Genomic DNA, 12,883 nt, shown 5'->3' on the forward strand with positions numbered 1-12,883 from the left:
AGCATCCAGATCTTCGGCGGCGCCAAGGGTAATCCTGCGGGGAGCGTTGCGCTACAGGTAAGCCGCGATCACCTGCCGGACTTTGAGCAAGGCTTGACGCAGGACAAGCATGTCCACCGAGCCCAGCGCCAGCCGGATCGCGTGGGGCACATGGGCCGAAACGGTGAATGGCTCGGCGTTGGTGACCGAGATCTGCGCCTTCATCAACTCGATCACCACCTGATCGGACCTTGCGTCTTCCGGTAGCGGCAGCCAGAGGAAATACGAAGATGGATGACCAACCATCGGCAAGCCTTTCAGGATTTCAGCGGCCAGCGCCTGACGGGCCCGGGCGTCATCGCGCTTTTGCGCCTCCAGCAAAGTAACGGTGCCGTCGTCGAGCCAGCCGCAGGCCATCGCGGTCATCACCCCCGGCGTGTTCCAAGTGGTGGCGCGGATGATGCGTTCCAGTGCCGGGACGATTTTCAGCGGCGCCGCGATGAAGCCGACACGCAGGCCCGTGGCGATGTTTTTCGAAAGCCCCGAAACGTACACCGTGCGCTCCGGCGCCAGATCCGCCAGCGGTGGCGGCGGGTTATCGACCAGAAAGGCGTAGGCAGCGTCTTCGATGATCGTCAGATCATGCTGTCGGGCAATCGCCACCAGTTGTTCACGCTGCGCCAGCGGCATCACCCAGCCCAGCGGATTGTGCAGGGTCGGCATGCTGTAGACGGCGCGCACCGGGCGGTTGCGGCAGAGTCTGTCGAGTGCCGCCAGATCCGGCCCGTTCTCGATCACGGGAATCGCGACCACTTCAAGATGTAACGCTTCGGCGAGCACCTTGAAGCCTGAATAGGTCAGCGCATCGGCCGCGATCACGTCACCGGGATTGAGCTGTGCCATCAACGTCACCGCCAGCCCTTGCTGGGCGCCGTTGACGATCAACACCTGCTCGGCGTCGACGCTCAAGCCTCGGGCCTGCAAGTGTCGCGCAACCGAGGCCCGTTCATGCTGGCGACCGGCGTGGGGCTGATAACGCAGCAGCGCTTCGAGGTCGCCGGACAGCGCCAATTGCCGCAGCGCAGTGCGCAACAGATCGGCCTGCCCCGGCAGCGACGGATAGTTGAAGTTGAGGTCGATCATACCGACGGCAATATCTTTCTGATCGATCCCCTGCCCCGGCAACAACGAGGTTTCCCGGACAAACGTACCCCGTCCGGTTTCGCCGCTGACCAGGCCCATGGCCTCAAGCTCCGCATACACCCGCGACGCGGTGACCAGCGCCAGCCCTTCGCTGGCGGCCAGTTGTCGATGGGTCGGCAAACGCGTGCCGGGCAACAGGCGACCGCTGCGAATGTCGGCAGCATAGGTATCAACGAGGGTCTTGTACCGGGAGCGCGGCATGTCGGGATGTATCCATGACAATTCTTTGATTGTGCTGATTCTCAACCCTAGGATGAGCCACAAGCAACCCCACTCTTGAGCGTGACCGACATGGAACGAACCACGAATCTGCCCGCCCCGGCCCTGGAAAAAACCAGCGGCTGGATCAACGGTTTCATCGGCGTCGTGATTTTCAGCGGCTCACTGCCGGCCACGCGGCTGGCGGTGCTGGAATTCGACCCGGTATTTCTCACCGTCATCCGCGCCACCATCGCCGGGGTCTTGGCGTTGTGCCTGTTGTGGTTGTTTCGTGAACGACGTCCGGCGCGGTATCAGTGGTTTTCGTTGTTGATCGTGGCACTGGGCGTGGTCGTGGGTTTCCCGCTATTGACCGCCCTTGCGCTGCAATACGTAACGTCGGCGCATTCCATTGTGTTTGTAGGATTGCTGCCGCTGGCGACGGCGATTTTCGGCGTGCTGCGCGGCGGTGAACGGCCGCGCCCGGTGTTCTGGGTCTTTTCGGTATTGGGCAGTTCGCTGGTGGTCGGCTTTGCGGTATCCCAGGGACTGACCGCCTCACCCACTGGTGATCTGTTGATGCTGGCGGCGATCCTTGCCTGCGGTCTCGGTTATGCCGAGGGCGCCAAACTGTCGCGCACCTTGGGTGGATGGCAGGTGATCTGCTGGGCGCTGGTGTTATCGCTGCCGGTGATGGCCGTGTTCAGCGTATGGCGGGCGCCCGCCTCGTTCAGCGGCATCAGCGTGTCGGCGTGGGTGTGCCTGGCTTACGTTTCGCTGTTCAGCATGCTGATCGGTTTTGTGTTCTGGTATCGCGGCCTGGCTCAGGGCGGGATTGCAGCAGTCGGGCAGTTGCAGTTGTTGCAGCCGTTTTTTGGCCTGGCGCTGGCGGCGACGTTGCTGCATGAACACGTCAGCGTCGGCATGCTGGTGGTCACGCTGGGTGTGATTTTGTGCGTGGCCGGGGCGAAGAAATTCGCCAGATGATCAGCTCGTTCCCGCTTTCCACTCCCGAGGACTGAGCCCGGTCTTGCGCCGAAACGCCCGGGCCAGCGCCGAAGGACTTTGATAGCCGACCTCTTCGGCGATCAAGGCAATCGGCCGTCCCTCGCGCAGACGTTTCTGCGCGAGGCTGATGCGCCAGCTCACCAGGTAATCCACCGGCGTCTGGCCCACCACTCGCCGGAAATGCTCGGCGAAACCGGCACGGGACACATGCACGGTCGCGGCCAGTTCGGCGACGCTCCAGGCCTTGGCCGGTTGGTCATGCATCAGGCTCAATGCACGGGAAATCTTCGGGTCGGCCAACCCCGCCATCATGCCCGGCTGCTGGTTGCGACTGCTGATGAGATGCCGCAGCAGCAGAATCACCAACAGTTCGAACAATCGATCCATCACCGCTTCGCGCCCGCAATGACCGTCGAATGCTTCCTTGAACAGCCATTCCAGAGTGCTGGTCATTTCCGGCAGGTCAGCGAGTTTCAGCACCAGATAATCCGGCAGCGCCGCCGCCAGCGCATTGCCCGCGCCGCCATCGAAGGTCAGCGAGGCGCACACCAATTGCGCGCCCATGCTCTCGTCGGCGAACAGTCGATGGGAAAACGGGCGTGGGAAAAAGATCAGCGTTGGTTCACTGAGGGTGAGTTCGGGGTCATTCCCCGGTTTGAGCAGCACTTGCCCGGCCTGCAACAGATGCACATGGCCGCAGACCTGATCGCCACCGTAGGCGCTGATGCCGCAGAAAGTACCGCTGTGGAAGGTGCCGGCATTCACGCCGAAGTGGCTGAGCAACGTGGACAAGCGATCCATGGACGAATCCTCGACGACAGGTTTGGACGATCTGTCGCATATCCTCGACGATTTGCACCCAAGGCACCAGCCTCGCTCAATAACATGACCTCCATCCCCGGCGCACTTCGCACCGGACTTTCGGAGAATCACCATGAGCCGCATCGCCCCGATCACCCTTGAAAACGCCACCGAAGCCACCCGCCCGACCCTGGAAGGCGTGCAGAAAAAAATCGGTTTCCTGCCCAACCTGTTCAAGACCCTGGCGGTTGCCCCCGCGGCACTGGAGGCCTACGTGCAAGTCTCCGCCACGCTGGGCAAGACGTCCCTGAGCGCCAAGGAAAAAGAGGCGGTGTACCTCGCCACGTCGCAGGTCAACGGCTGTGATTACTGCCTCTCGGCGCACACCTTGTTTGCCAGCAAGGCCGGGCTGGCAGCAGAAGAAATCATCGAAGCGCGTCATGGTCGGCTGAATGCCTTCGCCACCCTCGCCCATCAACTGACGGAAACCCGTGGTCATCTGAGCGATGAACAGATCGCTGCTGCCCGCGCTGCCGGCATCGACGACAAGAAGATCATCGAAGTGATCGCCATCGTCGCCGTGCAGACCCTGACCAACTACCTCAACAACACCGCACTGACCGACATCGACTTCCCGGCAATCCAAAATCCGGCGTAATGCAAAAACTGTGGGAGCGAGCTTGCTCGCGATGGCGGTGGATCAGTCGGTAACTTTGTTGATTGATGCTCCGTCATCGCGAGCAAGCTCGCTCCCACATTGGATTTTGTACTGCGTCGGACGCGTCAGTCGTGATCGACCCCGGCGCGTTTCAGCAGTTTTTTGCAGCGCTCGGACAGGTGAAACACCTGCAACTGCTTGCCGGCCTTGGCGTAGCGTTCGCGCAGGGTTTTCAGCGCGGCGATGGCCGAGTAGTCGACAAAGCTCAGGTGCCGGCAGTCCAGCGTCACGCGCTGTGGATCGTTGGCCGGGTCGAACTGATTGAGGAACGGCGTGGTCGAGGCGAAAAACAGCGTGCCGTGCAGGCGATAGAGTTTGCTGCCATCGGCTTCCAGATGTTCATCGGCGTACAGTTCGCGTGCCTGCTGCCAGGCAAAATTCAGCGCCGCGATGATGATCCCGCACAGCACTGCCGTGGCCAGATCGGTGAACACCGTGATGGTCGTTACCGCGATGATCACCAGCACATCGTTGAGCGGCACTTTGTTCAGCACCCGTAACGAGGCCCAGGCAAACGTCTGCTGCGACACCACGAACATCACGCCCACCAGCGCCGCCAGCGGAATCCGCTCGATCAGCGGCGACAGAAACAGAATGAACAGCAGAATCAACACCCCCGCTACCACCCCGGACATCCGCCCGCGCCCGCCGGAACTGAGGTTGATCACAGTCTGGCCGATCATCGCGCAACCGCCCATGCCGCCGAACGCGCCGGAGACCATGTTCGCCGCGCCCAGCGCTACGCATTCGCGATCCGGGTAACCGCGAGTTTCGGTGATTTCGTCGGTGAGATTGAGGGTCAGCAGGGTCTCCAGCAGGCCGACCAGCGCCATCAGGATCGCGTAAGGCGCGATGATGCGCAGGGTTTCGAGGTTGTACGGGATGTCCGGCAGCGCGAATGTCGGCAGACCGCCGGCAATGTGCGCCATGTCGCCGAGGGTGCGGGTCGGCAGGCCAAGCAGATAAACCAGCGCCCCGACACCGAGGATCGCCACCAGTGCCGGCGGCACGGCGCGGGTCAGGCGCGGCAGGATGTAGACGATGGCCATGGTCAGCAGCACCAGCCCGGTCATCAGGTACAACGGCGTGCCGCTGAGCCACTGCTCGCCGCTCTTGAAATGCTCCAGTTGCGCCAGCGCAATGATGATCGCCAGACCGTTGACGAACCCGAGCATCACCGGGTGCGGCACCATGCGCACCAGTTTGCCCAGGCGCAACAGCCCGAACGCCATCATGATCAAGCCGCCGAGCAACACCGTCGCCAGCAGGTACTGCGCGCCGTGCTGCACCACCAGCGCGACGATCACCACCGCCATCGAACCTGCCGCCCCGGACACCATGCCCGGCCGGCCGCCGAACAACGCGGTCAGCGTGCAAATGATGAAGGCGCCATACAGGCCCATCAGCGGATTGAGGTGAGCCACCAGCGCGAACGCAATGCATTCGGGCAACAGGGCGAACGAGGTGGTGAGTCCGGCCAGGACATCGGCGCGCAGACGAATCGGTTTCATGGTTTACCTGACAGCGCGGCCGAGACTGGCGGCCGCTGTATTCGCGGGAAAAAGAGGGTTGCGGATGTTACGCAATTGCCCGGGCACGGGCCAGCGATCGCTGACAGGGACGGCCCGGGGCTTTATGCTTGCGCGCTTCGTTGATCGACGGGTTTGAACATGTCACCGCTATCCACCCGCGAAGTCTGCCAGCGCTTGCGCGATGCGGCATTGGGCGTTTGCGCATTACGGCGTATTGCACAGGAATCCGGGGCCGGCCAGATGTCGGTCGAGATCGACGGCTGGTTCCTGTCGCTCGACTTTGACAGCCACCGCCTGCACCACTGCCTGCAATGCCGGTGCCCGGAAGGTCGCGTATGGGCACTCGACACCACTCAACGTTTCGGCACCGACCCGGTCAGCCTGCTCAGCACCTGGGAACTGGCGCAGATCGAACGACTGCTGGCCCCGGTCGACTGACCGAATCAGCCCTGTCGCAGGTCCAGGTTGTAGGTGTAGTAGCCTGTGTCACGCACCCAGCCAAGGGATTCGTACAAGCCCTGAGCCGTGAAATTGTCGGTCGCGGTTTCCAGCACCAAGCCCTTGGCACCGGTTTCCACGGCGAAGTCCCGTGCAGTATTCATCAGCAATCGCCCGACGCCACGGCCTCGAGCGGCCGGCGTGGTGAACAGGTCGCTGAGCAACCAGGTGCGGTGGGCGTCTATCGAAGAGAACGTCGGGTACAACTGTACGAATCCCAGTGCCTCGCCGTTTTCATCTTCAACCAGAAAAATCACTGATTCATTGCCGGCCATGCGTTCGGCGATGAAGGCCCGCGATTGCTTGAGATTCGATGGCTGACCGTAAAAGCCGCGATAACCGTCGAACAGTTCGGCCACGGCATCCAGATGTTCCGCGCTGGCGCGTATTGCCTGAAGACTCATATCCCCTCCCCGATCCCGTCAAATGATTGCAGCAGCATAGCGCTGTCCGTCGAGTTCGCTGGCTTAATCGCTATATAGTTTTGTATATTGCGAACCCGAAATCGCCAGACTTTCAACGCCTTCCATGAGCAGCATCCGCGAACGCAACCAGCAACTGATCCTCAAGGCCGCCAGCGAAGAGTTCGCCGCCAACGGCTTCGACGCGACCCAGACCCGCGACATCGCCGCCCGCGCCGGTGTGCCCAAGGCCAATCTCTATTACTACTTCCAGAGCAAGGAAAACCTCTACGGCAAAGTGCTGCTCGGCTTTGTCGAGCCGCTGCTGGAAGCCTCGGCGGTGCTGCGCGAAAGTGACGACCCGCTGATCGGCCTGCGCGCCTACGTCGCGGCCCGCATCCGCATCGCCCGCGAGCATCCGGCGATTGCCAAGGTGTTCAGTGGTGAACTGCTGCTGGGCGGTCGCCAGCTACCCGATGAATGCCGCGACCTGCTGCATGCCGAAGCCCGGCGCAATGTCGAGTGCCTGCGCAGCTGGATCGAGCGCGGCTTGCTGGCCCCGGTGGATCCCGAGCATCTGATGCTGTTCATCTGGTCGGCGACGCGCACCTACACCAATATCGGCTGGCAGATGGGGCGCATCACCGGACGGGAAGTGCCGCAGGATGAGGATTATGAAAGGGCGGCGGATACCATTACGCGGCTGGTGCTGGGCGGTGTGGTGTCCGAGCCGGTGAGTGATGTTCGCAGGTTGATGTTTGCGACTTGAGCGGGAGGGTCAGGGCATGATGTCCAGAGGTAGTTCGCGGTCACCTTCCATCCGCTCGTACCATGCCTGGAACTGAGCAGGCAGGCGCTTTTTCCATTCCGGTACATTGGTGTAATAACGGGCTCGCGTATGTCCCCCATTCTCAGGCACCAACATCAGCACCCAGAAACGGTTACTGGCCGCACGCATCAGAATGGCCGCGTTCATATTGCCCAGTCCGCGCACCCACATCTCGATGACCTCGGCATCAGGCACATCAACCGCCGGGTCGCCGACGGTCATGGTACTCGTACGGTCCACCAGCTTCTGATAATCACCCTTGAGCAATTTATGCAACGCCTGATCCTCTTGCTGCGTACGAGCAAGTCCAACGCTGAGCAAGTTGTAATTCATCGAAAGTGGTTTATCAGACGCCACGTAACGACCTGAGTAAAAGACACCCATACCGCCGCCGCAATCAACGTCATCGCCATTCTGCGTGACGTCCAGAACACCATTGATCGCTCGAAAAACAAGCGTGCAACTTCCCTCTTCAAAACGAGCTTCACCACCGCTCAACACAGCAATACCTTCCAGATCACCAGAGTTGGCGCCTTCCTGTGCTGAAACCTCAAAGCGGATGTGTGTGGCGTCCTGACGCTTGATGATCACTTCAGATCCCGAGTTCACGCCATGAGGAATCAAATGCCATGTGGAATCCCAGTTGAACGCTCTGGCCGCATATTGCAGCTCAGTCAGGCGCATCAGATATTCACGACGCAAGCACGCCGGTTCAGCGCCACAAAGGCTGCGGTTCTTCAACCATGCTCTTTGATCAGCCTTGAGCGCTTGCGGGTCAGCCACCTGCGTCAGCGTTGTCGTCCAGAGCTTCCCGAGTTTCTCATCAAGACTCGAGGTATACGGATCCGCACAAATGGCTTTTTCAACCGAGGTGGAAGCGCCAGCGCAGTCGAAACTGGCAGCGTGGGTATTGGCAGCAAAAACGAGGGACGTCAGCAGCAAGGCGTGACGGAGATTGAAAGCGAGCATCGACAGATTCCATTCCTGAGGCGGCGGCAGTATGCCGCGCCCGGGTTATCGATGCTCTGGAAATTTCACCGGTTACTTCAAGAGAGTCAGAACGCGATCTCGGCCGCAGGCTTCACATCAATCCGCGCCACCGAGCCGGTCAGGTGCGCCCAGTCCTTGTTGTGTTCGGCGATGATGTCTTCGGCGCTCATGTTGCCGTTGTCGATGGTGGAATGCGCGTCGGCTGCCAATTCCACGTCGTAGCCCAGTTGATGGGCCTGGCGTACGGTGGCGTTGACGCAGTAATCGGTCTGCAGGCCGCAGATCACCAGGCGATCGAAGTCTTCCCGGGGGATCAGTTTCTGCAGGTTGGTCTGGTAGAACGAGTCGTTGGCGGTCTTGTCGACGCGCAGGTCACTCGGTGCGGTATTCAGGCCATCGGCCAGTTGCCAGCCCTCGGCGCCGTAGGTGAGCGGGCTGTCCTTCTCGTTATGCTGGATCAGCACGACTGTGACGCCAGCCTTGCGCGCGCGGTCGCTGAGGCCGTTGATGGTGTCGATCACCCGTTTGATGTCGTGGCACTCGTATTCGCCTGCACACAGGGCGCGCTGGACATCGATGATCAGCAATGCGGTGGTCATGGTGAGCCTTCCTTGATCGGTCCTTGAGACAGGGGCGGACGTGTGCCCACCCCCTTTTTACCCTTCTCAGTAACCCAAAGACAACCCGGTGTTGCGCCGTGGATCGTTGGCGCCGTAGAAGCGGTTCTTGCCCACCGGTTTGCCACCCAGCGACGGTGCACCGACCAGAATCGCCGCGATATGGTTGGCGTCCTGCGGGCCCGCAAACTTGTGGCCCCAGCTCTCGAGAATTTTCTTCGTGTCGGGGCTGGCGGCGTAGTCTTCGAGGTTGGTCTGCTCCGGCATCCACTGCTGATGGAAACGCGGCGCATCGACCGCTTCCTGCAGGCCCATGCCGTAGTCGATGACGTTGAGCATGGTCAACAGAGTTGCCGTGATGATGCGACTGCCACCCGGCGTGCCCACCACCATCACCACTTTGCCGTCCTTGGTCACGATGGTCGGGCTCATCGACGACAGTGGCGCCTTGCCGGGGGCGATGGCGTTGGCTTCACCCTGCACCAGACCGTACATGTTCGGCACGCCGACTTTCGAGGTGAAGTCGTCCATTTCATCGTTGAGGATCACCCCGGTCTTGCTCGCCATCACGCCCGCACCGAACCAGTCGTTGAGGGTGTAGGTAACAGACACCGCGTTGCCCCATTTGTCGACGATCGAGTAGTGCGTAGTGTTGCTGCCTTCATGCGGCGCAACGCCGGGTTTCAGCTCGGCGGAGACACCGGCCTTCTGCGGCTGGATCGCGTTACGCAGCTTGGTCGCGTAGTTCTTGTCCAGCAGGTGCTCGATCGGGTTTTTCACGAAATCCGGGTCACCCAGATAGCTGTTGCGATCCACGTACGCATGGCGCATTGCCTCGATCTGGTAGTGCATGCCCTGGGCCGAATGGAAGCCCAAGTCCTTCATCGGATAGCCTTCGAGGATGTTCATGATCTGGCAGATCACCACCCCGCCGGAGCTTGGCGGCGGTGCCGACACCACGTGGTAACCGCGATAGTCGCACTCCACCGGAGCCAGTTCGCGGGTCTTGTATTTGTCGAGGTCGGCCTGAGTGATGATGCCCTTGTTGGCCTGGCTGGAGGTGACGATGGCGTCGGCTACCCAGCCTTTATAGAAACCATCGGCGCCTTTCTCGGAAATGGTGCGCAGAGTCTTGCCCAGATCCTTCTGCACCAGTTTCTGCCCGACCTGCATCGGCTCGCCGTTGTGAAGGAAGATCGAGCCTGAGTCTTTCATGTCCTTCTTGAACACGTCGGTGGCGTAATCCAGCAGATCAACGTCGCCCTGCTCCAGTTCGAAACCTTCTTCCGCCAGTTTGATCGCCGGGGCAATCATGTCCTTGCGCGGCTTGGTGCCGTACTTGGTCAGTGCCAGCTCCATGCCGGAGACAGTGCCCGGAACGCCCACCGCGAGGTGGCCACGGGTACTCAGATCAGGAATGACGTTGCCGTCCTTGTCGAGGTACATATTGGCCGTCGCGGCCAGCGGGGCTTTTTCCCGGAAGTCGAGGAAGGTCTTGCGTCCGTCCGCCAGTTGGATGGTCATGAAACCACCACCACCGAGGTTGCCCGCTGCCGGGTAAACCACCGCCAGTGCGTAGCCTACGGCGACCGCCGCATCCACCGCGTTGCCGCCACTTTTCAAGACGTCGACACCCACGTGGGTGGCCAGGTGCTGGGCGGTGACCACCATGCCGTTTTCGGCGGCGACCGGGGCAACCGAGGCGGCATGGGCCATGAGGCAGCTGAGCGCCAATGAGGTCGCAATCAGCGATTTGGCAAAAGGTTCGTACTTCATGAGTCGGTCTCTTCTTTTTATAAGGTAGGAAAGCGCTTCAAGAGCATCAGCCAGTATGGTCGCGATTGCGGTTTGCGCCTCCCCGATCCGGCAGTATGCTGGGCGCTGTTGCCGACCCGACCCGGAGTTTTCCCCATGGCCTACACGTTCATCACCCTGCCCTCGCCCGTCGGCGAGTTGAAGCTGGTCGCGAACGGTTCACGACTGGCCGCCATCCTCTGGGAAAACGACAAACCGAACCGGGTGCGCCTCGGACCAATGACCGAAGCACCCGACAACCCGGTGTTGGTGAAAACCGCGCGACAGCTGGAAGAATATTTTGCCGGAACGCGAAGTGCGTTCGATCTGGAGCTGGACTTTGCCGGCACCGAGTTCCAGAAAAAGGTCTGGGCCGCGTTGCTGACCATTCCGTTCGGCGAGACCCGCACCTACAGCCAGATTGCCCAACAGATCGGCCATCCCAGCGCGGTACGTGCCGTCGGCGCGGCGAACGGCAGAAACCCGATTTCGATCATCGCGCCCTGCCACCGGGTGATTGGTGCCTCGGGAAAACTGACCGGGTTTGCCGGCGGCCTTGAGGCCAAGGAGCGCTTGCTGACACTGGAAGGTGGCCAGTGGTCAGACATCGGCAAAACCGGCGAGCTGTTTTAGGCGTCGAAAAAGTTATTCATGGCGGCGTATTGCAGCAACATGATGGTCTTGGCATCGCAGATCTCGCCACGATGAAACGCTGCCAGTGCATCGTCGAAACGCCACTCCAGAACCTCCAGTTCCTCGGTTTCCTCCTCCAGGCCACCACCGTCGCTGACCTTTGACGCCGCGTCGTATTCGGCAACGAAGAAGTGCAGCTTCTCGGTCACCGAGCCCGGACTCATGTACGCCTCGAACACCTTCCTCACATCGTGCACGCGGTAACCGGTTTCTTCCTCGGCCTCGTCGCGGATACGCTGCTCCGGTGCCGCGCCTTCCAGCAACCCGGCAGCCACCTCGATCAGCAGACCGTCATGACCGTTGACGAACACCGGCAAGCGGAACTGACGAGTCAGTACCACCGTGCGTTTTTCACGGTTGAACAACAGAATCGCTGCACCATTGCCACGGTCATAGACTTCGCGGGTCTGGCGTTGCCATTCACCGTTGTTGCGCAGGTAGTCGAAGGTGATTTTCTTCAGCAGGTACCAGTCGTGGGACAACACCTGAGTGTCGATGATGTTGATCCGCTCGGCGGTGTTGGGCATGACGCTCGATCCTTTTTTGTCATCGATATCGTTAATGGCATGGTAGGCGAAAGCCCTGCTCAACGAACAGCCTCTCGCTAATACCCGGCAAAGCCGAATGCACTTAGAGAAACGCCCTACAGACATCGCCTACTTGCCTGACTTCTTTCCTGTTTGATCCCCCGCAAAGTTTCGCGCCATCCCCTTGATGCGCGCGAGTGACTGCGAATGCTTCCATCTGAGCAACTCCTGAAACTGAACAACAGCATCGGTTTGCTGGTGGTGGCTGCGCTGAACCCTGACCAGCCCGACGCCGAGAAATTGTTTCAGGAGTTCCGCCTCTGCCTCAACAACTATGAAAGCTGGGCCGAGCAGTTCTGGACGGGAACCGCGCTGGATGTCGATCAGGTGTTCAAGGTCGGCAACGATGTCCAGCTCAGTGCGCCGATTACCAGCCGAAAACCCATCAGCTCCTCAGTGGCCATGTGTTCTGCCACTGGCTCCCTGACGCTGGTGCACATGTTCGAAGCCGCGCGCTTCGTGCCGATCGGGGATACGCCGGTGACCCTGGAACCGGTCATTTCCGATGTCGGCGGCGCCCTGAAATTCGGCGAACCGCAGCATTACACCATCGGCCCCAGCGGCATTCTCGAGGTCGACGACTGCGACCGGGGCCAGCGTTATCGCATCACCTTCTTTCCCGATGTTTCCACCGCGCATATCCAGACGCTGTATGCCTCGTATCAGGGGCTCATTGATGGCCTGGAAAAATGGTTGCGTGAGGAATGGGGCGGGTTTCAGCCGCAATGGGCGGAGTTTTCCAGCGCGGGTTTCCTGGAGCGTTACGGTCAGTTGCAGCAGGCCGACTGGCGCGGTTTCGAAACGGCGCTGAATGGCGTCTGGGATGACGTGAAACAGCTGTTCGCCCTGCTCGCCGACTTGCAGGCCAACAGCGAAAAACTTCTGCAATACCTGTCCGGCGTCGAGCTGGAAGCCTTGCTTGAGGCCTCCGCCGAAGCCATCGCCAATGGCCTGCTGATGCTCAGCGACGAACCGCTGCTGTTCATTCATCTGGCGGCCTTCACCAGTTGGCTGAAGATGCTGCCGCCGCAGTAT

Annotated in this window: 13 protein-coding genes and 1 pseudogene; 6 read left to right on the top strand and 8 right to left on the bottom strand. The window is 60.7% G+C overall.

Translation table 11 applies throughout. The features are described 5' to 3' along the window. Positions 1 to 51: 51 nt before the first annotated feature. A complete protein-coding gene (locus tag CAG02_RS25075; protein WP_085711587.1) occupies positions 52 to 1,383 on the bottom strand; it encodes a PLP-dependent aminotransferase family protein in 1,332 nt (443 codons plus the stop codon). A 90-nt stretch (positions 1,384 to 1,473) separates the two neighbouring features. Here CAG02_RS25075 and CAG02_RS25080 point away from each other — a divergent pair, with 90 nt between their 5' ends. Continuing rightward, complete coding sequence (locus CAG02_RS25080) at positions 1,474 to 2,367, top strand: DMT family transporter (protein WP_085711588.1); 894 nt, start codon at positions 1,474 to 1,476, stop codon at positions 2,365 to 2,367. On the opposite strand, the gene CAG02_RS25085 is transcribed toward CAG02_RS25080, so the two are convergent. Next, positions 2,368 to 3,189 carry an AraC family transcriptional regulator gene (locus CAG02_RS25085; RefSeq protein ID WP_085711589.1) on the bottom strand — a complete coding sequence of 274 codons (822 nt, stop codon included), beginning with the start codon at positions 3,187 to 3,189 and terminating at the stop codon, positions 2,368 to 2,370. It abuts the gene before it with no gap. A 133-nt stretch (positions 3,190 to 3,322) separates the two neighbouring features. Between CAG02_RS25085 and CAG02_RS25090 the strand changes: the two genes are divergently transcribed. Next, positions 3,323 to 3,847, top strand: coding sequence for a carboxymuconolactone decarboxylase family protein (locus CAG02_RS25090; protein ID WP_085711590.1), 525 nt, complete (start codon positions 3,323 to 3,325; stop codon positions 3,845 to 3,847). 125 nt (positions 3,848 to 3,972) lie between these two features. Here the strand turns inward: CAG02_RS25090 and CAG02_RS25095 are convergent, their stop codons facing one another. After that, complete coding sequence (locus CAG02_RS25095) at positions 3,973 to 5,418, bottom strand: SulP family inorganic anion transporter (protein ID WP_085711591.1); 1,446 nt, start codon at positions 5,416 to 5,418, stop codon at positions 3,973 to 3,975. 159 nt (positions 5,419 to 5,577) lie between these two features. On the opposite strand from CAG02_RS25095, the gene CAG02_RS25100 reads away from it, so the two are divergent. Then, positions 5,578 to 5,877: a hypothetical protein gene (locus CAG02_RS25100; RefSeq protein ID WP_085711592.1), complete on the top strand. Its 300-nt coding sequence runs from the start codon at positions 5,578 to 5,580 to the stop codon at positions 5,875 to 5,877. Between the two features lie 5 nt (positions 5,878 to 5,882). Here the strand turns inward: CAG02_RS25100 and CAG02_RS25105 are convergent, their stop codons facing one another. Then, entirely contained in the window at positions 5,883 to 6,341 is a 459-nt protein-coding gene (locus CAG02_RS25105) for a GNAT family N-acetyltransferase (RefSeq protein ID WP_085711593.1), read from the bottom strand. Between the two features lie 124 nt (positions 6,342 to 6,465). Here CAG02_RS25105 and CAG02_RS25110 point away from each other — a divergent pair, with 124 nt between their 5' ends. Then, a complete protein-coding gene (locus tag CAG02_RS25110; RefSeq protein ID WP_085711594.1) occupies positions 6,466 to 7,107 on the top strand; it encodes a TetR/AcrR family transcriptional regulator in 642 nt (213 codons plus the stop codon). Positions 7,108 to 7,116: 9 nt separating this feature from the next. On the opposite strand, the gene CAG02_RS25115 is transcribed toward CAG02_RS25110, so the two are convergent. From CAG02_RS25115 to ggt, 3 genes are all read right to left on the bottom strand, one after another. Then, positions 7,117 to 8,136, bottom strand: a complete 1,020-nt coding sequence (locus tag CAG02_RS25115; RefSeq protein ID WP_085711595.1) for a lysozyme inhibitor LprI family protein — start codon at positions 8,134 to 8,136, stop codon at positions 7,117 to 7,119. 86 nt (positions 8,137 to 8,222) lie between these two features. Continuing rightward, positions 8,223 to 8,756, bottom strand: a complete 534-nt coding sequence (locus tag CAG02_RS25120) for a cysteine hydrolase family protein (protein WP_085711596.1) — start codon at positions 8,754 to 8,756, stop codon at positions 8,223 to 8,225. A gap of 66 nt (positions 8,757 to 8,822) precedes the next feature. After that, positions 8,823 to 10,550 carry a gamma-glutamyltransferase gene (ggt, locus tag CAG02_RS25125; RefSeq protein ID WP_085711597.1) on the bottom strand — a complete coding sequence of 576 codons (1,728 nt, stop codon included), beginning with the start codon at positions 10,548 to 10,550 and terminating at the stop codon, positions 8,823 to 8,825. A 135-nt stretch (positions 10,551 to 10,685) separates the two neighbouring features. Here ggt and CAG02_RS25130 point away from each other — a divergent pair, with 135 nt between their 5' ends. After that, positions 10,686 to 11,201 carry a methylated-DNA--[protein]-cysteine S-methyltransferase gene (locus CAG02_RS25130; protein WP_085711598.1) on the top strand — a complete coding sequence of 172 codons (516 nt, stop codon included), beginning with the start codon at positions 10,686 to 10,688 and terminating at the stop codon, positions 11,199 to 11,201. Here CAG02_RS25130 and CAG02_RS25135 read toward each other — a convergent pair. After that, positions 11,198 to 11,788 (bottom strand): NUDIX domain-containing protein, encoded by a 591-nt coding sequence (locus CAG02_RS25135; RefSeq protein ID WP_085711599.1) that lies wholly within the window; start codon positions 11,786 to 11,788, stop codon positions 11,198 to 11,200. The genes CAG02_RS25130 and CAG02_RS25135 overlap by 4 nt on opposite strands. A gap of 207 nt (positions 11,789 to 11,995) precedes the next feature. Between CAG02_RS25135 and CAG02_RS25140 the strand changes: the two are divergent. Further along, positions 11,996 to 12,883 (top strand): annotated as a pseudogene (locus tag CAG02_RS25140) (type IV secretion protein Rhs); the annotation flags it as partial.

Source organism: Pseudomonas sp. R43(2017) (genome assembly GCF_002112345.1).
In the GTDB taxonomy this organism is placed as follows: domain Bacteria; phylum Pseudomonadota; class Gammaproteobacteria; order Pseudomonadales; family Pseudomonadaceae; genus Aquipseudomonas; species Aquipseudomonas kribbensis.

Excerpts from the sequence above, each read along its gene's own strand:
- CAG02_RS25075 (WP_085711587.1), bottom strand. The coding sequence starts at position 1,383 with ATGCCGCGCTCCCGGTACAAGACCCTCGTTGATACCTATGCTGCCGAC.
- CAG02_RS25080 (WP_085711588.1), top strand. The coding sequence starts at position 1,474 with ATGGAACGAACCACGAATCTGCCCGCCCCGGCCCTGGAAAAAACCAGC.
- CAG02_RS25085 (WP_085711589.1), bottom strand. The coding sequence starts at position 3,189 with ATGGATCGCTTGTCCACGTTGCTCAGCCACTTCGGCGTGAATGCCGGC.
- CAG02_RS25090 (WP_085711590.1), top strand. The coding sequence starts at position 3,323 with ATGAGCCGCATCGCCCCGATCACCCTTGAAAACGCCACCGAAGCCACC.
- CAG02_RS25095 (WP_085711591.1), bottom strand. The coding sequence starts at position 5,418 with ATGAAACCGATTCGTCTGCGCGCCGATGTCCTGGCCGGACTCACCACC.
- CAG02_RS25100 (WP_085711592.1), top strand. The coding sequence starts at position 5,578 with ATGTCACCGCTATCCACCCGCGAAGTCTGCCAGCGCTTGCGCGATGCG.
- CAG02_RS25105 (WP_085711593.1), bottom strand. The coding sequence starts at position 6,341 with ATGAGTCTTCAGGCAATACGCGCCAGCGCGGAACATCTGGATGCCGTG.
- CAG02_RS25110 (WP_085711594.1), top strand. The coding sequence starts at position 6,466 with ATGAGCAGCATCCGCGAACGCAACCAGCAACTGATCCTCAAGGCCGCC.
- CAG02_RS25115 (WP_085711595.1), bottom strand. The coding sequence starts at position 8,136 with ATGCTCGCTTTCAATCTCCGTCACGCCTTGCTGCTGACGTCCCTCGTT.
- CAG02_RS25120 (WP_085711596.1), bottom strand. The coding sequence starts at position 8,756 with ATGACCACCGCATTGCTGATCATCGATGTCCAGCGCGCCCTGTGTGCA.
- ggt (WP_085711597.1), bottom strand. The coding sequence starts at position 10,550 with ATGAAGTACGAACCTTTTGCCAAATCGCTGATTGCGACCTCATTGGCG.
- CAG02_RS25130 (WP_085711598.1), top strand. The coding sequence starts at position 10,686 with ATGGCCTACACGTTCATCACCCTGCCCTCGCCCGTCGGCGAGTTGAAG.
- CAG02_RS25135 (WP_085711599.1), bottom strand. The coding sequence starts at position 11,788 with ATGCCCAACACCGCCGAGCGGATCAACATCATCGACACTCAGGTGTTG.